This window comes from Phycisphaeraceae bacterium, from assembly GCA_015709595.1.
Lineage (GTDB): Bacteria > Planctomycetota > Phycisphaerae > Phycisphaerales > SM1A02 > CAADGA01.
The window spans coordinates 2,682,524-2,701,557 of sequence record CP054178.1 but is presented as its reverse complement, the minus strand read 5'-3'; the positions used below and the strand labels follow the sequence as shown (position 1 = coordinate 2,701,557).

21 protein-coding genes and 1 tRNA gene are annotated in these 19,034 nt (G+C 67.2%); 12 read left to right on the top strand and 10 right to left on the bottom strand.

What is annotated here, in order from left to right:
- Window positions 1-216 precede the first annotated feature (216 nt).
- Window positions 217-1,005 carry an alpha/beta fold hydrolase gene (locus HRU76_11470; GenBank protein QOJ18172.1) on the top strand — a complete coding sequence of 263 codons (789 nt, stop codon included), beginning with the start codon at window positions 217-219 and terminating at the stop codon, window positions 1,003-1,005.
- Window positions 1,006-1,166: 161 nt separating this feature from the next.
- Window positions 1,167-1,239 (top strand) — tRNA-Phe (locus HRU76_11465).
- Window positions 1,240-1,326: 87 nt separating this feature from the next.
- On the opposite strand, the gene HRU76_11460 is transcribed toward HRU76_11465, so the two are convergent.
- The 6 genes from HRU76_11460 to HRU76_11435 form a co-directional block, all read right to left on the bottom strand.
- Entirely contained in the window at window positions 1,327-2,595 is a 1,269-nt protein-coding gene (locus HRU76_11460; GenBank protein ID QOJ18171.1) for an LL-diaminopimelate aminotransferase, read from the bottom strand.
- A gap of 99 nt (window positions 2,596-2,694) precedes the next feature.
- Window positions 2,695-3,321 carry a methyltransferase domain-containing protein gene (locus tag HRU76_11455; GenBank protein ID QOJ18170.1) on the bottom strand — a complete coding sequence of 209 codons (627 nt, stop codon included), beginning with the start codon at window positions 3,319-3,321 and terminating at the stop codon, window positions 2,695-2,697.
- 95 nt (window positions 3,322-3,416) lie between these two features.
- Window positions 3,417-3,788 (bottom strand): 50S ribosomal protein L20, encoded by a 372-nt coding sequence (rplT, locus tag HRU76_11450; protein QOJ18169.1) that lies wholly within the window; start codon window positions 3,786-3,788, stop codon window positions 3,417-3,419.
- 89 nt (window positions 3,789-3,877) lie between these two features.
- On the bottom strand, window positions 3,878-4,135 hold the full coding sequence (locus tag HRU76_11445) for a 50S ribosomal protein L35 (GenBank protein ID QOJ18168.1): 258 nt from the start codon (window positions 4,133-4,135) through the stop codon (window positions 3,878-3,880).
- Window positions 4,136-4,245: 110 nt separating this feature from the next.
- Window positions 4,246-5,130 carry a hypothetical protein gene (locus HRU76_11440; GenBank protein ID QOJ18167.1) on the bottom strand — a complete coding sequence of 295 codons (885 nt, stop codon included), beginning with the start codon at window positions 5,128-5,130 and terminating at the stop codon, window positions 4,246-4,248.
- Window positions 5,127-5,828: a sigma-70 family RNA polymerase sigma factor gene (locus tag HRU76_11435; GenBank protein QOJ18166.1), complete on the bottom strand. Its 702-nt coding sequence runs from the start codon at window positions 5,826-5,828 to the stop codon at window positions 5,127-5,129. The genes HRU76_11440 and HRU76_11435 overlap by 4 nt, the downstream gene beginning before the upstream one ends.
- A gap of 170 nt (window positions 5,829-5,998) precedes the next feature.
- Between HRU76_11435 and hpnH the strand changes: the two genes are divergently transcribed.
- The 6 genes from hpnH to rplS all read left to right on the top strand — a co-directional run bounded on the left by hpnH (window position 5,999) and on the right by rplS (window position 9,839).
- A complete protein-coding gene (gene hpnH, locus HRU76_11430; protein QOJ18165.1) occupies window positions 5,999-7,138 on the top strand; it encodes an adenosyl-hopene transferase HpnH in 1,140 nt (379 codons plus the stop codon).
- 95 nt (window positions 7,139-7,233) lie between these two features.
- Window positions 7,234-7,452, top strand: coding sequence for a hypothetical protein (locus tag HRU76_11425; protein QOJ18164.1), 219 nt, complete (start codon window positions 7,234-7,236; stop codon window positions 7,450-7,452).
- A gap of 42 nt (window positions 7,453-7,494) precedes the next feature.
- Window positions 7,495-8,160: a site-2 protease family protein gene (locus HRU76_11420; protein QOJ18163.1), complete on the top strand. Its 666-nt coding sequence runs from the start codon at window positions 7,495-7,497 to the stop codon at window positions 8,158-8,160.
- 188 nt (window positions 8,161-8,348) lie between these two features.
- A complete protein-coding gene (gene rpsP / locus HRU76_11415) occupies window positions 8,349-8,621 on the top strand; it encodes a 30S ribosomal protein S16 (GenBank protein ID QOJ18162.1) in 273 nt (90 codons plus the stop codon).
- 65 nt (window positions 8,622-8,686) lie between these two features.
- The gene (trmD, locus tag HRU76_11410) at window positions 8,687-9,406 is read left to right on the top strand and encodes a tRNA (guanosine(37)-N1)-methyltransferase TrmD (protein ID QOJ18161.1); all 720 of its coding nucleotides are present in this window, start codon (window positions 8,687-8,689) and stop codon (window positions 9,404-9,406) included.
- Between the two features lie 34 nt (window positions 9,407-9,440).
- Window positions 9,441-9,839 carry a 50S ribosomal protein L19 gene (gene rplS, locus HRU76_11405; GenBank protein ID QOJ18160.1) on the top strand — a complete coding sequence of 133 codons (399 nt, stop codon included), beginning with the start codon at window positions 9,441-9,443 and terminating at the stop codon, window positions 9,837-9,839.
- 51 nt (window positions 9,840-9,890) lie between these two features.
- On the opposite strand, the gene HRU76_11400 is transcribed toward rplS, so the two are convergent.
- Window positions 9,891-10,352: an STAS domain-containing protein gene (locus tag HRU76_11400; GenBank protein QOJ18159.1), complete on the bottom strand. Its 462-nt coding sequence runs from the start codon at window positions 10,350-10,352 to the stop codon at window positions 9,891-9,893.
- Between the two features lie 181 nt (window positions 10,353-10,533).
- Complete coding sequence (locus HRU76_11395; GenBank protein ID QOJ18158.1) at window positions 10,534-10,701, bottom strand: hypothetical protein; 168 nt, start codon at window positions 10,699-10,701, stop codon at window positions 10,534-10,536.
- Window positions 10,702-10,935: 234 nt separating this feature from the next.
- Here HRU76_11395 and ugpC point away from each other — a divergent pair, with 234 nt between their 5' ends.
- Entirely contained in the window at window positions 10,936-12,108 is a 1,173-nt protein-coding gene (gene ugpC / locus HRU76_11390) for a sn-glycerol-3-phosphate ABC transporter ATP-binding protein UgpC (GenBank protein ID QOJ18157.1), read from the top strand.
- A gap of 31 nt (window positions 12,109-12,139) precedes the next feature.
- Window positions 12,140-15,517, top strand: coding sequence for a PD40 domain-containing protein (locus HRU76_11385; protein ID QOJ18156.1), 3,378 nt, complete (start codon window positions 12,140-12,142; stop codon window positions 15,515-15,517).
- 37 nt (window positions 15,518-15,554) lie between these two features.
- On the opposite strand, the gene HRU76_11380 is transcribed toward HRU76_11385, so the two are convergent.
- The gene (locus tag HRU76_11380) at window positions 15,555-16,217 is read right to left on the bottom strand and encodes an O-methyltransferase (protein QOJ18155.1); all 663 of its coding nucleotides are present in this window, start codon (window positions 16,215-16,217) and stop codon (window positions 15,555-15,557) included.
- 110 nt (window positions 16,218-16,327) lie between these two features.
- On the bottom strand, window positions 16,328-16,624 hold the full coding sequence (locus HRU76_11375) for an FmdB family transcriptional regulator (protein QOJ18154.1): 297 nt from the start codon (window positions 16,622-16,624) through the stop codon (window positions 16,328-16,330).
- Between the two features lie 134 nt (window positions 16,625-16,758).
- Here HRU76_11375 and HRU76_11370 point away from each other — a divergent pair, with 134 nt between their 5' ends.
- Both HRU76_11370 and HRU76_11365 read left to right on the top strand, forming a co-directional pair.
- Window positions 16,759-17,634: a formimidoylglutamase gene (locus HRU76_11370; protein ID QOJ18153.1), complete on the top strand. Its 876-nt coding sequence runs from the start codon at window positions 16,759-16,761 to the stop codon at window positions 17,632-17,634.
- Between the two features lie 5 nt (window positions 17,635-17,639).
- The gene (locus HRU76_11365; protein QOJ18152.1) at window positions 17,640-18,893 is read left to right on the top strand and encodes an imidazolonepropionase; all 1,254 of its coding nucleotides are present in this window, start codon (window positions 17,640-17,642) and stop codon (window positions 18,891-18,893) included.
- The last annotated feature ends 141 nt before the right edge of the window (window positions 18,894-19,034 follow it).

Below are 19,034 nucleotides of genomic sequence, written 5' to 3'. Positions count from 1 at the left end.
AACACCCACGGTCGGGTCAAGGCCGGCGCCATCCCGCCGTCAAATCCGACCTGGCTGCCTGGGGACGACCCACGATCCCGTCACGGCGACATCGCCGCGATCGTCTCCGATCCGGCCCCGACGCCGGCCAGCCGAATTCGCCGCCTCTGCTGGAAAGCAGGCAGGCGAGTCGCCCTTCTCATCATCATCCTTGTGACCCTTCGGCTCACCGGCTGCATGGAACGACTCTTCTACGCCCCCCAGCGCGGACCAACGCCGCCCCCGACCGGCGCGGAGGGCGTCTGGTTTCGCGCCGCCGACGGTACGCGGCTGTTCGGCTGGTGGTTGCCTGCCGCTGGGCATGGTCCCGATGACCCGCCCGCCCCCACCGTCATCCACGTTCACGGCAACGCGGGCAACCTCCCGGGGCACGAGTTCTTCTCCGAGCACCTGCCGCCCGCGGGGTTCAACGTCTTCCTGTTCGACTATCGTGGGTACGGTCAGAGCGAGGGTTCGGCCCGATCGCGCGACGCATTGATCGCCGACACGCACGCGGCGCTCGATACGGTGCTGGCACGGCGGGACGTTGATCCCGCCCGCATCGCCTTGTACGGGCACTCGCTGGGCGGCGCCATCGCGTGCAACGTGGCGGCGGACCGGATGGAAGTCGCCGCCCTGGTGCTGGAGTCGCCGTTTGACAGTTGGCGCAACGCCGCGGCGACGGCGATCGGGGGCGATCCGCCGTTCTTTCTGGCCAGGTGGCTTGCGTGGCTGCTGATCGCCGATCACCGGCGCCCGGACGACGCACTGCACCGCTACCGTGGCCCCGTCCTGATCCTGCACGGCGAGGCGGACACGATCGTACCGCCGGGACACGGCCGACGGCTTGCAGCCAGGGCTGGCGACCGAGCCGAACTGCACCTCTACCCGGGCGGCGTCCACAACGAACTGCAGGCCACCCACCCGCGGACGCGGAAGACCATGATCGAGTTTCTCCGTCGCCACCTGCACGTCGGCGGCATCTGAGCGCGACGGTCCCGGGTCAGCGCGGCACGACGCCCGACCTTGCAGCGCGGCGCATCCTCCGGAGTCCGGCTCGACGAGAATCGAACCCGGCTCGACTCACCCGCCACGGCTTGACACCGGCCCCCCGGCGGGTAGTGTTGCCCTTGCCCCATCGGGTTGTGGGCGAGGTAGCTCAGTTGGTAGAGCACCGCACTGAAAATGCGGGTGTCGCCGGTTCAAGTCCGGCTCTCGCCATTCCAGAAAACCGCACTGACGATACCGCCAGTGCGGTTTTTCTTTGACGCCAGCCGCCGATCGCTGACGGCCCCACGGGCGATGAACTCAGGCGGATGGCGCCATCTGCATCGCCATCGCACCGATTCTTCGGGCCACTTCCTCCACGTTCTCACGGCTGTTGAACGCGCTGACGCGGAAGAACCCCTCGCCCATGCGCCCGAACCCGCTGCCGGGCGTGATGACGACGTTCACCTCGTGGAGCATGCGATCGAACATGGCCCATGAATCCACACCGTCCGGACAGCGCACCCACACGTACGGGGCGTTGACCCCGCCGTAGACCTCGAGCCCGGCCTGTTCGCACGCCCGTCGCAGCAGCCGGGCGTTGCCGAGGTAGTGGTCGATGAGGGCGCGCACCTGCTTCGTTCCGTTCGTGGTGTAGAGCGCCTCGGCGGCGCGCTGCACGGGGTAACTGACGCCGTTGCTCTTGGTGGACCAGCGCCGCCACCAGAGCCGGTGCAGGTCCACGCGCTGACCCGACTTCGTCGAGCCGGTGAGGTCCTTCGGGACCACCGTATAGCCGCAGCGAAGCCCGGTGAAGCCGCCGTTCTTGGAGAAGGAGCGGAACTCGATGGCGCACCTTCGCGCCCCGGGAATCTCGAAGACGCTGCGCGGCAGGGATGGATCGGTGATGTACGCCTCGTACGCCGCGTCGTACAGGATGACCGAGTCATGCTGCAGCGCGTAGTTCACCCACTGCGTGAGCTGCTCCCGGGTGATGGTGCCGCCCGTGGGGTTGTTGGGATAGCAGAGGTAGATGACGTCGACGCGCGTCCCCTCCGGCGGCAGATCGGGCACGAAGCCATTGGCGGGCGTGGCAGGCAGGTAGATCAGCCCGACGTAGCGACCTTCGGCATCCGCCGGGCCGGTGTGTCCCACCATCACGTTCGAGTCCACGTACACCGGGTACACGGGGTCGGTGACGGCGATGACGTTCTCGTCGCCTGGCGCCAGAATGTCCAGAATCGCCGAGCAGTCGATCTTGGAGCCGTCGGAGAGAAACACTTCGTCATCCGCCACGTCGATTCCGCGGTCGCGAAAGTCATGCTGCGCGATGGCGTGACGGACGGACTCGTACCCCGTGGGTGGGCCGTAGCCCTTGAATGTCTCGCGCCTCGCCATTTCATCGACGGCCTTGTGCATGGCTTCGATGGTGACTGGCGGGAGCGGCTCGGTGACGTCGCCGATGCCGCAGCGGATCAGCCGGGACTTGCGATCGGGATGAGCGGCGAGGAAAGCGTCCACGCGCCGGGCGATCTCGGGAAACAGATACCCCGCCTTCAACTTCAGATAGTGCTCGTTGATGAAAGCCATGTCACATGGTAGCGGCGACCACAGGCGGGGACGCCTGTGCCACTCAACGCCGGGGGATGCTCGCGCTGCTCAACATTGGGGACGCCCGCGCTGCCGTCTTCACGCCGCGCGGCCGCGCAGGTGAACCGCGTTGGCGGGAGGCAGATTGCGCCACACCAGGTCGCGCGTGCCCTGATAGCGTCGATCGAGCAGCTTGCACAGCGCGATGCGTCGCTTGAGGCGTTTGCGTCCGCGCCGGCCCAGAAGCGGCATCTTGATGGCCTTCATGCCGAGGTATTCAAAGTACGTCAGGCCGCCGCCTTCCTTCACGTGGGCCATCATGTGTCGGAAGATTTCGCTCACCACGTGCAGGGGGAAGATGTTGAAGGGCAGGCCGCAGATGACGTAGTCGTACTGGCCCTCCAGCTCGACCTCCTGAATCGCGCCGACGATCAGGCGCACCTCGATGCCCGGATGCCTGGCCCGGAACGGCGCCAGCCGCTTCTCCTCGATCAGGCGGGCGAAGCGCGGATTGATCTCCACAACGTGAAACACGTCGCCGGGGTTGAGCAGTTCGAGGATGCGGCGTGTGAAGGCGCCATCACCGGGGCCGACTTCCAGCACGCGCTTGGGGCCGACGTGGGATTCCAGTTCGCGCGTCATGGCGCGAGCCAGCACCGGACCCGAGGGGGCGATGGCCCCCGTGGTTTTGTAGGCACGCACCGCCTGTCCGAAAAACGAAAGCATCGCCATCCTCCGCCCGGCTCCTCCCGATCCGACCGCCCGCGGGGGTGATTTCACCCGAAACGGGCGATGCGTGCAAGGGATCCCGACGGTCTGGTTCAGGCCGCGGCCGTAGCGGTTGACTTGGATTCGGCGACCTTCACCAGCGCGTCGAACGTGGCGGGGTCGTTGATGGCGATCTCGCTGAGCATCTTGCGGTTGAGCAGGATGCCGGCATGAGCCAGCCCGTTCATGAAACGGCTGTACCGCGTGCCTCGCATGCGGCAGGCGGCGGTGATGCGAGTGATCCACAGCCGGCGATAGTCACGCTTGCGGAGCCGACGGTCGCGGTAGGCGTTGACGCCGGCCCGAACGAGAGCCACCTTGGCCTGCTGCTTATGACGGCTCTTGGTGCCGAAATAGCCGCGGGCGGCCCGGAGCATTTTGCGGCGGGCCTGGGTGCGGGCCGCGCCTTTCCGTACACGGGGCATGTCATGCCTCCTCGTGGCGTCCGGCGGAGGCCGGCTGATCGTCAGCCGGCGCTTGAATCCCGACGGGCAGGGAATGGAGTCAGATCAGTTCACGTCGTCTCGGCCTTGACCCGACGCCGGCGCGCCGGTCGAGGCACGTCAATCCCCCGCAGCCGCGTGTGCAGCATGTTGCTCAGACGCTTGGCCTCGGATGAGGTCAGGTACTTGCCTCGCCGGTACTGCCGCACCAGGGCGGCTGGCTTGTGGCTCTTGAGGTGGCGCGCATAGGCGCGACCGACCTTGACGAGGCCGCTCTTGGAGACGCGGATGCGCTTGAGCAGGCCCTTGTGCGACTTGTTCTTCGGCATGGCGGATGCACCTGTCTCCCCGTTTCGGGGGGAGGGAAGGATAGCCCCCCACCGACAGGCGTCAATCGGTCGGACCGTCGGAAGACGCAGGGAACCGACGAATGATCCGGTCAGTGCGCCAGGAACGTATCCCGCTCGTTCTCCGGCACGGCGCCGGGCTCGTGCGAGCTGCGCCCGCGAATCAGCCAGATGTTGTCGTCGGCGTCCACCAGCGGTTTGTCGAGCCAGGGCGTCGATCCGTCGAGCATCAGCACGTTCTGGCCGCGCCCACGGTGGTTGCCGGAGTTGGTGAATGGATCGGCGAAGACGGCGTTCTCCCGTGCGTCGATGACCGGGTTGCGGTCGCCCATCACGGCCCGGCTGGGCCCGGTCAGCCAGGCCACGCGGGCGTGGCCGGGCAGCACCTGGCGGCTGTATCCCATGCCATGATCGTGTCCTGGACAGTTGAGGTGCCCGTGCTCGCAGTACCCCGCCTGGGCCACCGGAACAGGATCAATCCAGAACGCCGCGGCCGCTCCGCTGCCGAAGCCCGCCATGGCGATGGGCACCCGGCCTTCGTGTTCGTTGGCGTACATCGAGAAGCCCGTACCCAGCGCGCGGAGGTTCGCCACGCACCGGGCGTCGATCGAGCGGGCGCGCACGGCGCCGAGAATCGGCCAGGCCACGCTCACGCCGATAAGGACCAGCGCCGCCATCGACAGCACGTCCGGTACGCGGAATCGCCAGCCAGTGCGATCGGACGCCGGCTCCAGCGTGCGGCGAGAACGAGCCCGGCGGACCCTGGCCAGCGTGGCATGCACCAGCACTTCCTCGGCGTCGGCGACGGGGTAATCCTCCAGCAGACCGAAGGTGGCCATCAAGGCGTCAACACGAGCACGGTCGGAGGCGTTCAACCCCTCGAGGGCGTTGCGGTCAAAGTTGCACTCCACCAGCGCATCAAGCAGGCGGGCATCTTCGGGCGACAAGGGGTTGTTCGGGTCGTTGCGGTCGGTCATGGCGTTTCCTTGTCATGCACGCGTGCCGCCCGCCAGGCCCGCGCGAAGGCCGCCACCGCGCTGTGCAGACGGCTCTTCACGGTCCCCAGGGGAATGGCCAGCGAGTCGGCGATCTGGTTGTAACTCAGCCGCTGGAAGTACGAGAGCACCAGGATTTCCCGCAGCGGCGCGGGCAGCGAATCCACCACGCTCTTCACCAGCCGGCTGCGCTCACTGTCGAGGATCGGCTCCTCCGGGCGAGGCAGTTCGGCGTCGAGCAGGTCGATGTACGACCCTCCCCGCTCCTCCTGCTCGCCTCCGGTGAGCGAGAGCGCCGCCCGTCGGTTGCTCTTGCGGTGATAGTCCCGCGCCTTGTTGGCGGCGATGGTGAACAACCACGGCTTGAAGCGGCGCTCCACATCGAACGAACGCGCCGAAAGATGAATCTGGAGGAACGTCTCCTGGAACACGTCCTCCGCAGCCGCCCGCGAGCCGAGGAATCGGATCAGGAAGTGGAACAGTTCATTGCGGTAGCGCCGGACCAGGGCTTCGAAGGCGGCGTCATCGCCTCGACAGTAGTCGTCGAGCAGTTCCTCGTCCGTCCGGCTGTCCTCGAAGTCCGCCATGCCGATGCCCCGGGTCCACATCGTATCCCGGGGGCTGCTCCACGGGAGCATTCGGCTGACGGCATGATGGCGCGACAGGCGCGGCAGATTCATGGTTCTGCTACGACGCTCGATGGACATTGGATCGCGCCGACCTCGCGGAAGCGCCGAATGCCGGTACAATCCCGCCCGCACGGTGGAGCACCTGTCAAGACAGGCAAGGTTCACCACCCGCGCACCCGGGTTGCCTAGGGCGCGAACCAGACCGACTTCCGAGAACCAGCATGGGTGTACCGATTTCCCAGATGTGGACCGTAGCGACCTACGTGCTGGGGCAGCGCCTGCGACGACGTCGGCACTACCCGCTGGTCCTGATGCTCGAGCCGCTCTTCCGCTGCAACTTGGCCTGCGCCGGGTGCGGCAAGATCCAGTATCCCGCCCACGTGCTCAAGCGGCACCTGACCGTCGAGGAGTGCCTCAAGGCGGTGGATGAATGCGGAGCGCCAATGGTGTCGATCCCCGGCGGCGAGCCGCTGCTCTATCCCCACATCGCCGATCTGGTCCGTGAACTGGTCCGACGCCGCAAGTACATCTACCTCTGCACCAACGCGCTGCTGCTCAAGGAGAAACTGGAGGAAGGGCTGTTTACGCCCAGCAAGTACCTGACCTTCTCGGTTCACATGGACGGGTCGGAGGAGGAGCATGACTTCGCCGTCTGCCGCGAGGGCACGTTCCAGACCGCGCTCGCGGGCATCCGCGAGGCGGTGAAGCGCGGCTTCCGCGTCACCACCAACACCACGCTGTTCGAAGGGGCCGACCCCGTCGCCGTGCGCGAGTTCTTCGACGAGATGATGACCCTGGGCGTCGAGGGCATGATGGTCAGCCCCGGCTACGCCTACGAGAAGGCGCCGGATCAGAAGCACTTTCTCAAGCGACGCGAGACCAACGAACTCTTCGAGATGGTGCTCTCCAACCGCCGCAAGGGCTGGCGATTCAACCAGAGTCCCTTGTTCCTCGAGTTTCTCATGGGCCGGCGCGACTATGAATGCACGCCCTGGGGCAACCCCTGCTACAACATCTTCGGCTGGCAGAAGCCCTGCTACCTGCTGCAGGAGGGCTACGCCGACACGTTCGAGGAGTTGATCCGCGAGACGGAATGGTCGAACTACGGCCGGGCCTCCGGCAACCCCAGGTGCCAGCAGTGCATGGTGCATTGCGGGTACGAGCCAACCGCCGTCAACCACACGTTTTCATCGTTCGGCGGCATGTGGGGCACCATCAAGGCCATGATCTTCAACACCTACGCCAACCCTGAAGCCGCCCGCAAGGTGGAGGCGATGAAGGATCAGCCGCGCGGTCCGCTGGCCCGCCTGGTGCAGTTGGGGTACGCGCCTGACGTCAAATCCAAGGCAGGCGCGGCGTAGGTCCGCGTCCCGTTCGCCCGTCCGGGACTTGCCCCAAGCCCGACTTCAGGCGAAGATGCCGCTTTCCCGAATCCACCGCCCCCAAGGAACCGACCGTGCATCAGATCAAGCTGTTCAAGGGCATCGAGACCGAACTGTCCCAGCTGCAGGATGAAGTCAACGCCTGGCTGCGCGACAACCAGAACCTGAGGGTGCTCAACATCTTCGGCAACATCGCCCCGCAGACGCTTCGACAGCAGCCGGGCGGGTCCATGGGTGACCGGCAGTTCGCCCCCTCCGACGTGCTGATGACGGTGGTGTACGAGAAATCCTGATACGGACAACGGCGGCCGCCTCCGGTCGCGGAAACTCGCGCCATGGGCGGATGGTGGGTCCACGACGTGTACCAGAATCAGGGCGCGGCCGGCGTCGTGAGCTGGGCGTTCTGGGTGATCTTTTCGATCGTCCTGCACGAACTGGCGCACGGCTGGGCGGCCCTGTGGCAGGGGGACGACACCCCCCGACGCCTCCACCGCATGACGTGGAACCCCCTCGTCCACATGGGGCCGATGTCACTGATGATGTTCGCCCTGATCGGCATCGCCTGGGGTCTCATGCCCACGGACCCGAGCAAATACCGCTGGAAGCGCCGAGGGCGCATCGTGGTGGCTGGCGCCGGACCGGCGATGAACATTGTCCTGTTCCTTCTCGCGGGGTTCGCCCTGGCCCTGTGGACACGATACGGGTCTCAGGCCGACCCGCTGGGGCCGAACATGACCTACTTCCTGCACGTGGGGGCATTTCTGAACCTGGCCCTGGCGGGACTGAACCTGCTGCCCATCCCTCCCCTGGACGGGTCGGGAATTCTGTCCGGCATCTCATTCCGCTGGCATCAGTGGATGCAGAACCCCCAGTTCGTCATGGCCGGTTTCTTCATCGTGCTGGCGGTGTTCATCAGCGGGGTGGGCGTGTGGCTGTTCCTCGGGGCGCTGGAGGCGACGCGGGCCTACACCCAGTTCGTGGTGGACCTGCTGCCGGGGTGACGGCTCAGATGTCGCTCTGATTCCGTTTCCCGCGGGTCAACCCTCTTGATCCGCCCGGCCCCACGCCTATCGTCACGTTCCCCATCTGTCCGCCCAAGCGGTGGCGCACGACCCGGCTGACGACGCTGGCCCGGTTCCCGCCCCCGCCGCCCGTGTCGGGCGAGGCGGGCACTTGAAAGGAGCACGGCATGGTTGTTCTGCGTCTGAAGCGCATGGGCCGCACGCATCAGCCCTTCTTCCGTCTCAACGCGATGGACAAGCGAGCGCCCCGCGACGGGCGGGTGATCGAGCAGCTCGGCTGGTACGATCCGGGCGCGGCGCCGGACAAGCAGCTGCAGATCAACGTGGCCCGGGTGGATTACTGGCTCAGCGTGGGCGCGCAGCCCAGCGAGACGGTGGCCAACCTGCTCAAGAAGGTCGGCTGCGACCCGACGCCCGGCAAGAAGATCGCCGCCTCCTGACCACTCCCTCGACGGCGTTCACCCGCCTCACCCGCGTTCCGCGGCGCGTTTTCGAGTGCGAAACGATGTCCCTTCGCATCGACATCCTGACGCTCTTTCCCGAGATGTTTCATGGCGTCCTGAGCGCCAGCATCCTCGGCCGCGCGGCGAGTTCGGGCGTGGTGGAGTATCACGTCACCAACATCCGCGACTTCACGCAGGACAAGCACAACCGCGTGGATGATCGTCCGTTCGGCGGCGGTCCCGGCATGGTGATGATGTGCCAGCCGGTGTATGACGCGGTCACCGCCGTGGAAGCCCGCGACCCCCGGCCCGCCACGCGCGTGCTGCTGACCCCGCAGGGTCGCCCGCTCACGCAGGAACTGGTCGAGGAACTCGCATCGAGGCCCCGGCTGCTTCTGATCGCGGGGCACTATGAAGGCATCGACGAGCGCGTCATCGAGGAACTTGACCCGCTGCAGGTCAGCGTGGGTGATTTCGTCGTCTCCGGGGGGGAGCTGCCCGCCATGCTGCTGGTCGACGCGGTGGTGCGGCTGCTTCCCGGCGCCCTGGGGCACGCCGACTCGGCCTCGCAGGATTCCTTCTCCCGGGCGGGCGAGCACGGGCGACGACTGCTCGACTGTCCTCACTACACCCGCCCGCGCGAGTGGCGCGGACGCGCGGCGCCCGACGTGCTTCTGAGCGGCGACCACGCCGCCGTGGATCAATGGCGCGACCGGCAACGACTGGAGCGAACGCGCGATCGGCGTCCCGATCTGCTCGACGCCGCCATCGTCTTCTGTTGAACTTCCCTCCGCCTTTCGTCACGAGAGACCGATCATGAACAAGCAGGCCATCGTCGAGTCCGTCGTCCAGTCGCAGCTCAAGAGCGACATTCCCTCGTTCACGATCGGCGACACGCTCAACGTCCACGTGCGCATCGTGGAAGGCGACAAGGAGCGCATCCAGGTCTACCAGGGCGTGCTCATCGGTCGCAAGGGTCGGGGCGTGAATGAAACCATCACGGTGCGCCGCATCGTGGCCAACGAAGGCGTGGAGCGCATCTTCCCGCTGCACTCGCCCCGCATCGCCCAGATCGAGGTGGTCCGCCGCGGCGACGCCCGCCGGGCCAAGCTGTACTACCTGCGCGAGCGGGTGGGCAAGTCGCGTCGTCTGCGCGACCAGCGCCGCGGACTGACCCGGCTGGAGGAAACGCCCGCCGAGGCGGCGGCGTCCTGAACCAGGCGTCGGCGCGTCCGGCGATCGAATTGAGTCGCCGATGGGCGAGAATCAACCCGCGGCCCGCGTTGCGGCGCGCTCGATGACGTTCAGCGCCGTCATCACGTCCACGCAGATCGGGAACACGCGGTCCAGCTTGGTGAGCTTGAAGAGATACTGCACGCTGCGGTCGGCATTGACCAGCGCGATGCGTCCGCCGATCGAATCCAGCGCCCGGAACGACTTGACCAGCGTGCCCAGGCATGCGGAGTCCATGTGCTGCACGTTCTGAACGTCGAGGATGAAGTTCATCGAGCCGGCGGCGGCCAGCTGATCAAGCAGCTCCGTGAGCCGCTCCGCCGCCTCGACCCCCGTCAACTCGGTCACCGTGAGCGTGATCACCGCGGTAGCGCCGATGTGCTCAACTTCGGCGATCTCCGCGTGTCCCCGGGGGCGGCTGGACGACCCCGCCTCGACGGACCCGACCGCGGCGTCATCCTGCTCGCGTTCCTTTCGTGCAAACGGGTTCCACATGGCGCGAATGCTCCCATCACGCCCGGTGCGGCGAAACGCCCGCACGGCGGCAAGGTGTGATCCTGCTGTAAATCGGTGGATTCGCCGTCCCGGTTCATTGGAGGCCGCGCGAACCGACGGAGTCTGGTTGAAGTGCGCGGGCTGGTGAAGAAGTTCCGGCGGCGACGCCTCGACGCACCGCTCAGGGGCGAATGAGATCGCGCTTCGGTCTTGCCTTGACGCGGATCGGTTCGCCGGCCGGCGCGGTCACCTGCTCGGCGACCTGGGGCTGGCGTCCCGGCGACGGGGCGAAGTTCGGCCGACCGCCCACCACGCGACGACTCCTGGCCTGATCAATGCAACGTTCCATGGCCTGGATGAAGGGGCGGAGACGTTCGGCGGCATTCGGGCGGTTCTGCATCGGCGTGCCCTCCACAAGACGACAGAGGCATTCTTGATCGGCGAGTTCCGACCCGCGCATGGCTCCTGGTCGACGATTCCAGCCCTGCATGTTCGACTTCGCCCGCATAACCGCTACGGTCCATCGATCCATCCGCTATGCTGTGTCGCGCGACATCGCCTGACCGCATACCCCCATCGACTCATGGCCACCGTCACGCTCGACAACGTCACCAAGACCTATCCCGGCGGGGTGGAGGCCGTGCGCCGCGTCAACCTGGCGGCGGCCGACGGCGAGTTCGTGGTCCTTGTCGGCCCGTCCGGCTGCGGCAAGTCCACCACCCTGCGCATGATCGCCGGGCTGGAGAGCGTCACCAGCGGCTCGGTGTCGATCGACGGACGCGTCGTCAACGACGTGCATCCCAAGGACCGGAACATCGCCATGGTGTTCCAGAACTACGCCCTGTACCCGCACATGACGGTGTATCAGAACATGGCCTTCGCCCTGAAACTGCAGCGCACGCCAAAGACGGAGATCGACCGTCGCGTGCGTGAAACGGCGGCGATGCTCGGATTGACCGACCTGCTGCATCGCAGGCCACGGGCCCTCTCGGGCGGCCAGCGGCAGCGGGCGGCCGTGGGCCGGGCCATCGTGCGCGAGCCGGCGTGCTTCCTCTTCGACGAACCGCTTTCCAACCTGGACGTGAAGCTGCGCCTCCAGACGCGGGCGGAACTCAAGCACCTCCACCAGCGACTGCGCACCACCACAATCTATGTGACGCACGATCAGGAGGAGGCCATGACCCTCGGCGACCGCATCGCGGTGATGGCCGAGGGCCGCATCCAGCAGTTCGCTCCGCCGCTGGAGGTCTATCGACGGCCCATCAACCGATTCGTGGCCGGCTTCGTCGGCCTGCCGCCCATGAACTTCATCAACGGTCGCATCGAACGCTGCGACGGAGAACTGGCTTTCATTGCGGATGGCGACCTGCGGCTTCCCGTTCCTCCGGGTCTGCGCAACCATACGCTGCACTTCCTCAACCGCGAGGCGGTGCTTGGCGTGCGGCCCGAGACGCTCAGACCCAACGCCGCCGGCGCATCGGCCGCCGTGCCGGACGTCGCATCAGGGGAGTGGGCGATTCGCGCCGTCGTGCGCGTGGTGGAGCCGCTCGGCGACCGGCAGGATCTGTACTGCGACCTCCGAAGCGGGCAGCGCCTGATCGCACGCGTGGATGCGGCGCATCACGCCCGGCCCGGCGATGAGATCGTCTTTTCAGTGCAACCTGAGGCGATTCACCTCTTTGAACCGGGTGAATACGGCCCGCACCTGGCGTATGGTGACGGACGCGGCCCGACGGCGGGTCATGGACCCGGCTGAGCCCTTTGACCGGTCTGGATGGAGAGATGACATGCGGCGTGCTCCTGCGACGTGGCTGATGGTGCTGATGGTGTCGATGTCCGCCGCGCCGGCTTCGGCCGCGAATGGCAACGTGGACCTGCCCCGCTACCCCTCGATCAGTCCAGACGGGCGCGAGATCGTGTTTTCCTGGCGCGGGGACCTGTGGAAGGTCGGCAGTTCCGGCGGCCACGCGCTGCGTCTGACCGCCCACCCCGCCGACGACACCCGCAGCGCCTGGAGCCGCGACGGAAAGCGCATCGCCTTTGAATCCAACCGAACCGGCGACCGCAATCTCTTCATCATGAACGCCGACGGCACCGGCGTGCGCCAGGTGCTGCGTCTGGATCGCCCGGTGTCGCTGACCGGCTTCGGCACGGACGACGCCGGACGCGAGGTGCTGTTCTTCGAGGGATCGATCGAGGGCGACGTGTACCGTGCGCCGCGCCCCTACATGGTGCCCACGGAGGGCGGGGCGCTCCGGCGCGTGCATGACGCCTTCGGCGCCGAACCGTCGCAGAGCGCGGACGGGTCCACTGTCGCCTTCACGCGGGGCGGGTCGGCCTGGTCACGACGCGGCTATCGCGGGCCGGACAACCGAAATGTGTGGACGTTCAACCGATCCAACGGCGCCTTTACGCAGCTCACCACGTACGACGGCAACGACGGCAAGGCGCTGTGGGGCGCTGGACGCACCATCTACTTCCTCTCCGATCGCGATTTCGGCTGCGTCAACCTCTTCCGCATGAGCGCGGATGACGGCGAGCGGGCCCTCGCGCGGGCCACCAGCTTTCAGGACCGCGACATCTGGGATTACGATGTCGCCGCCGACGGCGCCACGGCGGTTCTCGTCGCGTGGGACACGCTCTACACCCTCGACCTGCGCAATCAGAACGCCGAACCCAGGCCGCTCACGATCACGGCCGGCGAGGACGAGTCGGACAACATTCAGCTCCTCACGGTGGATCGCCGCGTCTCCGAGGCCGCTCTCAGCCCGGACGGCAAGGTGATGGCGGTGGTGGCGTATGGCGAGGTGTACGTGCGGAACGTGGAGTCCGGGAGTCCCACCCGCCGCGTGACCGCCAGCCACGCTCGAGAGAAGGACATCGCCTGGTCACCCGACGGTTCGCGTCTGTACTTCGTGTCCGACAGCGACGGGACAGAAAGCATCTACGCCGCCACCGTGGCGGTGACGCGCGGCGAGATCAAGGCGTCCTTTGACGAAGCCGCCAGGCCAAGGCCCGCCGCTCCCGTTGAAGAGTCGAAACCCGCCGCCGACCCGCCTTCGGAAGGCGCCGCTGCTGGACAGGGTGAGCAGGCCGGCCAGGAGGAGCCCAGGAAAGAGGAGCCGAAGAAGGAGGAGCCGAAGAAGCCCGACCCCGCGACGCGGTGGCATGACGCGGTCACCTTCACCATCGAGCCGGTGGTCGTGACCTCGGCGCATGACCGGGCGCCGCGCCCCTCGCCGGACGGGAGATGGCTGTCCTTCCGCCGCGGACGAGGCGACATCGTGATCCGCGATCTGACGACGGGAGATGAACGCACGTTCCTCACCGGGTGGGACTTCTCCATCGACTGGCGCTGGACCGATGATTCGAGGCACATCCTCTACAGCGTCAACGATCGCAACTTCAATGCCGATGTATGGCTGGCCCCGGCGGACGGATCATCGCCTCCGGTGAACCTGTCGCGGCACCCCGACAACGACGAGCAGCCCCGGCTGAGCGCTGACGGCAAGGTGCTGGCCTTCGTCTCCGAGCGTCTCAACGAAGAATACGACGTATGGATGGTGTTCCTCGACCGGAACCTCGAGGCCATGGCGCCGGTGGACCGGGAGAAATACTTCAAGGAAGCGATCGACGCGGCTAAGAAGCGCAAGCCGCTGGCGATCTCGGACAAGCCCGCCGATCCTCCCGCGGGGCGCACCTACGACACGGACGACGCCTACCTGCGCCTCCGTCGTGCGTCCAACATCGGGGGCAGTGAGCGCAACCTGGAGATCACGCCCGCGGGCGACCGGCTGGTCTTCACCTCCTCGGGCGAGACCAGCGGGCTTTTCTCCATCAAGTGGGACGGCAGCGACCAGAAGCGCCTCCACTCCAGCGTGTCGGTGCAGCATCTCACCGTGACGGGCGACAAGGTGGTGTTCGTCGATGGCGGGCGCGCCGGCATGGTTCCGGTCAACGGCGGGTCAGTCGAGTACATCGACATCAGCGACCGCATGCGCATCGACCTGCAGCAGCAGGCGGATCAGAAGTTCCGCGAAGCGGCCCGCATTCTCGGCGAGGTCTTCTACCACCCCACCATGAAGGATCTCGACTGGGAAGGCCTGACGACGAAGTACCTGGCGCTGGCCCGTCAGTCGCGCACGGCGGATGAGTTCAATTACGTGGCGGCGTACCTGCTGGGCGAGTTGAACGGCTCGCACCTGGGCGTCAACTCGCCGGGCACGCCCTCGCCCATCCGGGAGGCGCAGGGGCGGCTGGGCGTGCGATACGAGGTCGTGGACAACGGCTTCCGCGTGACCCACGTGATTCCCCGCTCTCCCGCGGCGGAAGGACCGATGGCGCTGCGCATAGGGGACATCATCACCGGCATCGACTTCGAGCCGGTCGCGCCCCTCGACACACTTGAAGCCCGCCTGACGGGTCGCGTGGGTCAGGAGACGGCGATCGACGTCAGTCGCACCGGCGAGGACGGGGCGGCGACCAATCTTCGCCTTCTGCTGACGCCCGTCAGCGCCGGGGCGGAAGTGGACCTGCAATACGATGCCTGGCAGCGGCGCAATCAGCAGCTTGTTCACGAGTGGTCCGGGGGCAAACTGGGCTACCTGCACATCCGAGGCATGAACGCGCCGTCGCTCAATGAGTTCGAACGCGATCTCTACGCCGCGGCGGAAGGGCGGCTGGGGCTCATCATCGACGTGCGCAACAACGGAGGCGGCTCCACCGCCGACCTGGTGCTGTCGTCCATCATGGTCCAGCCGCACGCCTACACCGTGCCGCGCGGAGCCGACTCCTCCGTCACCGACGGTTACCCGCAGGACCGTCTCTATATCCAGCGGTATATCAGGCCCGTGAACATGATGTGCAACGAGAAGAGTTTCTCCAACGCGGAAATCGTCTCGCACGCCTTCAAGACGCTCAAGCGCGGCACGCTGGTAGGACAGCAGACCTACGGTGGCGTCATCTCTACGGGCGCCGCGTCGCTCATCGACGGCACGTCGGTGCGCACGCCCTTCCGCGGGTGGTACCTGCCCGACGGCACCGACATGGAGAACAACGGGGCCATGCCGGACATCGTGATCCACCAGACGCCGGAGGACGAATCACGCGACCACGACGCCCAGCTCAAGGCCTGCGTGGAGGATCTGCTGAAGCGCGTCCAGTGAGAGGCGCGCTCGCGACGCGATCGGGTCGGTCACGCCGTTACCGTACGCGGCGGCCGATGAGCACACCCTCGCGCAGCGGAACCGCCACCGCCTCGAAGTGCGGATCGCCGGCCACCAGCCGGTTGAACCGGTCCGCGGCGTCGCGCGACGGCTCGCCAGCGTTGTCGATCCACCACGATCCGCCGCCCAGCACGTTGTCGGCCAGAATCAGCCCGCCCGGTCGGATCATCGGACGCACGATCTCCCAGTATGCCGGGTACTCGGTTTTCACCGCGTCAAGGAATACCACGTCTACCGACGCCGGACCGAGTTCCTTGGCCAGCGTCGGCAACACGTTCAGGGCCGCGCCCACGCGCAGGTCCACCCGGTCGGACACCCCGGCTCGCTCGAACTGCCGCCTGGCGAAGTTCGCATGCTTCGGCTCGTACTCGATGGTGATGAGCCGACCGCCCGGCGCCAGTCCGCGGGCGATCCAGATGCCGGAGTACCCCGCCAGCGTGCCGACCTCGATCGCCACCCGCGCCCCCGCCAGCGAGGTGAGCAGCATCAGCAGCCGCCCCACGTCCGCGCTCACCGCGATGTCCGGCAGCCCGGCGGCAGTCGCCTCGCACATCAGGCCCGCGAGGTGATCGTCCTGATCGCCGAACACCTCGCGCAGGTATGCGGCGGTGAATGCCCATCGCTCGGGTGTCATCTCCATGGGCCAGTGTAGATCGCCCGACCAATGACGGGGGGCGAGCACATCCAGTCCGCCCGCCAGTGGCGCAAACGTGGCGGCGCGGACGTCTCGCCTGCGATCCCTTCACATTTTCAATCGTTGGCCGATATCACATTCGGCCCCTGACCGGCCTTCTTCTCGTAGTACCCGTCGCCTGACTTCTGATACTTCGTGAACCCCATCGAATGGAGGTTCTTGTCGCTCAGCAGTTTCCGGGTGTGATGATCCGACCCCGCACCGGGAATGATCGGCCTGGTGGGCACGCGGCGGACGGGCTGGCCCGTGTCAGGATGTCTGGTCAGGGCGGGGTCGGACATGCGCTGCACGATCTCGAACGTGTCGCCGTCCGTCCCGTCGGGGTTCACGATGGCGTAGACGTACGTGGGCATGGCTGTCGGACGTGGAGGGAACTGACCGGGGCGAATCGCGCCGCCGAGGCCGCGCCCCAGCGGGTGAACGCACTATGCTATGCGCGACGCTCGGCGAGGTTCGCTCCCTGCGTGGCCATTCGGAGCCCCGTGTCATGGCCGAGAACGACCATCCGTACGCCGCCGCCCGGCCCGGTCGCTTTGCCGCGGAGATCCGCACCGCGTCTCCCGAGGGCTGCGCCATCGCCTTGCTCGGTCTTCCGGACGACACCGGGGTGGGGCTGAACCACGGGCGGCTGGGGGCGCGGGACGGTCCGGCCGCTTTCCGCCGGGCCCTGGTGCGCTACGGCGCCAACTATCACGGGCCGACCCGCATCGACCCGGCGTCGGTGGGCGTGTTCGACGCGGGCGACGTGCAGCCAAGATCATCACTCGAACACACGCACGACGCCGTCACCCGGCGCGTTGCGGAACTGCTCGACCTGGGTCTGACGCCGGTCTGCGTCGGAGGCGGACACGACCTCACGTGGCCGGTGATTCGCGCGGTGACCGCGAAGCACCCCCACATCGTCGGCCTGTACTACGACGCGCACCTGGATGTCCGCGAGGAGCCCGGTTCGGGCATGCCGTTCCGCAGGATTCGGCTGGACACCACCTGCCGGGAACTGCACGTGGTGGGACTGGACCCCTTCGCCAACTCGCGCGAGCACGTGGAGTGGTTCCGCACGCACGGCGGATTCACGCACGATTCCACGCCCGAGTCGATCCACGGCGAGCACCTGTTCGTCTCATTCGACCTCGACGCCGTGTCGAGCGCTGAAGCCCCGGGCGTGAGCGCGATCAATCCCGTGGGGATGAGCGCGCGGCAGGCGGACGACGCCGCCTTCCGCGCCGGAGCCGACCGACGCGTCCGGTCCTTTGACATCATGGAGCTGAACCCGACCTACGACTCCGACGGGCGCACCGCGCGGCTGGCGGCGCGTCTGTTCCTGTCCTTCGTGGCGGGTTTCGCCACCCGGAGCACGGAATGAACGGCATGCTCATCCACCGCGCGCGGCTGCTGACGCTGGCCGGTCCATCCGGCCCGCGAAGAGGCCGCGACCTGCGCGACCTGGGCGTGATCCCGCACGGCTGGATTCGACTGGATCGAGAACGCATCGCCGACATCGGAACCGGCGACCCCCCGCCCCATCTGCTGCAGCGCGCCGGGGCGATCATCGACGCCCGCCATCGCGTGGTCATGCCCGCCTTCGTGGACTGCCACACCCACGCCTGCTGGGCGGGCGACCGGCTGGATGAGTTCGAAATGAAGATCGCCGGCACCGACTACCTCGACATTCTTCGCGCGGGGGGGGGCATCATGTCCACGGTGCGCGCGGTGCGTCAGGCGGCCCAGCACGAGTTGGCCGAGTCGCTGCTCCATCGGCTGGAGCGCATGGCCCACATGGGCACGGCGACGGTCGAAGTGAAATCCGGATACGGGCTGACCCCGGAGGATGAAATCAAGATGCTGCGGGCGATCCGCGAGGCGGCCTCGCGCACGCCGCTTCGAGTCATCCCGACGTTTCTCGGCGCACACGCCATCGACCGCGACCGGCCTGACTTCGTCGAGGAGACCATCAACGTCACGCTGCGGGCCGCGGCCCAGGAGTTTCCGGGCATCACCGCCGACGCCTTCTGCGAGGAAGGCGCCTGGTCGCTGGACGAGACGAGGCGGTACTTCGAGGAGGCGGCGGCGCTGGGCTGCCCCATCCGCGTCCACGCCGATCAGTTCCACTCCCTGGGCGCCGCTCGACTGGCGGTGGACATGGGCGCGGTGAGCGTGGATCACCTGGAAGCGACCACGCCCCGCGACCTGGAGATGCTGGCCCGCAGCGGCACCATGGCGGTGGCGCTGCCGGGCTGCGGCTTCCACCTCAACGGTCGCTACGCCCCAGCCCGTGCGCTGGTGGATGCCGGGGGCGCGCTGGCCATCGCCACCAACTGCAACCCTGGCTCATCTCCCACCTCGTCGATGCCGTTCATCATCGCGCTGGCGTGCCGCCACCTGCGGCTCGCGCCCGCGGAAGCCATTACCGCCGCCACCTACAACGCCGCCTGCGTGCTGCGGCTGGACGACGAGGTCGGTTCGCTCGAGCCGGGCAAGCGCGCGGACATCCAGATCCTCGACGCCACGGATGAGCGGGAGCTGGCGTTCGAGGTGGCCGCGCCTGGTCCGCGCGTGGTCATCGTCGATGGCCACCTGATTCTCGATCGATTCGACGACGCCTGCGCCGTCGAACCGGGTTGATGACTTGTTTGCAGTGGCGCGGGCGTCCAGTGGCGCGGGCGTCTCGCCTGCGATCACTCACCGGGTCTCAACAGCCCGTCGAGTAATGGTCGGTGGTCTGGCACGATCCACGCGCGGCTCGGAACGCGGCGCCGCGATTGT

Excerpts from the sequence above, each read along its gene's own strand:
- HRU76_11470 (QOJ18172.1), top strand. The coding sequence starts at position 217 with ATGGAACGACTCTTCTACGCCCCCCAGCGCGGACCAACGCCGCCCCCG.
- HRU76_11460 (QOJ18171.1), bottom strand. The coding sequence starts at position 2,595 with ATGGCTTTCATCAACGAGCACTATCTGAAGTTGAAGGCGGGGTATCTG.
- HRU76_11455 (QOJ18170.1), bottom strand. The coding sequence starts at position 3,321 with ATGCTTTCGTTTTTCGGACAGGCGGTGCGTGCCTACAAAACCACGGGG.
- rplT (QOJ18169.1), bottom strand. The coding sequence starts at position 3,788 with ATGCCCCGTGTACGGAAAGGCGCGGCCCGCACCCAGGCCCGCCGCAAA.
- HRU76_11445 (QOJ18168.1), bottom strand. The coding sequence starts at position 4,135 with ATGCCGAAGAACAAGTCGCACAAGGGCCTGCTCAAGCGCATCCGCGTC.
- HRU76_11440 (QOJ18167.1), bottom strand. The coding sequence starts at position 5,130 with ATGACCGACCGCAACGACCCGAACAACCCCTTGTCGCCCGAAGATGCC.
- HRU76_11435 (QOJ18166.1), bottom strand. The coding sequence starts at position 5,828 with ATGAATCTGCCGCGCCTGTCGCGCCATCATGCCGTCAGCCGAATGCTC.
- hpnH (QOJ18165.1), top strand. The coding sequence starts at position 5,999 with ATGGGTGTACCGATTTCCCAGATGTGGACCGTAGCGACCTACGTGCTG.
- HRU76_11420 (QOJ18163.1), top strand. The coding sequence starts at position 7,495 with ATGGGCGGATGGTGGGTCCACGACGTGTACCAGAATCAGGGCGCGGCC.
- rpsP (QOJ18162.1), top strand. The coding sequence starts at position 8,349 with ATGGTTGTTCTGCGTCTGAAGCGCATGGGCCGCACGCATCAGCCCTTC.
- trmD (QOJ18161.1), top strand. The coding sequence starts at position 8,687 with ATGTCCCTTCGCATCGACATCCTGACGCTCTTTCCCGAGATGTTTCAT.
- rplS (QOJ18160.1), top strand. The coding sequence starts at position 9,441 with ATGAACAAGCAGGCCATCGTCGAGTCCGTCGTCCAGTCGCAGCTCAAG.
- HRU76_11400 (QOJ18159.1), bottom strand. The coding sequence starts at position 10,352 with ATGTGGAACCCGTTTGCACGAAAGGAACGCGAGCAGGATGACGCCGCG.
- HRU76_11395 (QOJ18158.1), bottom strand. The coding sequence starts at position 10,701 with ATGGAACGTTGCATTGATCAGGCCAGGAGTCGTCGCGTGGTGGGCGGT.
- ugpC (QOJ18157.1), top strand. The coding sequence starts at position 10,936 with ATGGCCACCGTCACGCTCGACAACGTCACCAAGACCTATCCCGGCGGG.
- HRU76_11385 (QOJ18156.1), top strand. The coding sequence starts at position 12,140 with ATGCGGCGTGCTCCTGCGACGTGGCTGATGGTGCTGATGGTGTCGATG.
- HRU76_11380 (QOJ18155.1), bottom strand. The coding sequence starts at position 16,217 with ATGGAGATGACACCCGAGCGATGGGCATTCACCGCCGCATACCTGCGC.
- HRU76_11375 (QOJ18154.1), bottom strand. The coding sequence starts at position 16,624 with ATGCCCACGTACGTCTACGCCATCGTGAACCCCGACGGGACGGACGGC.
- HRU76_11370 (QOJ18153.1), top strand. The coding sequence starts at position 16,759 with ATGGCCGAGAACGACCATCCGTACGCCGCCGCCCGGCCCGGTCGCTTT.
- HRU76_11365 (QOJ18152.1), top strand. The coding sequence starts at position 17,640 with ATGCTCATCCACCGCGCGCGGCTGCTGACGCTGGCCGGTCCATCCGGC.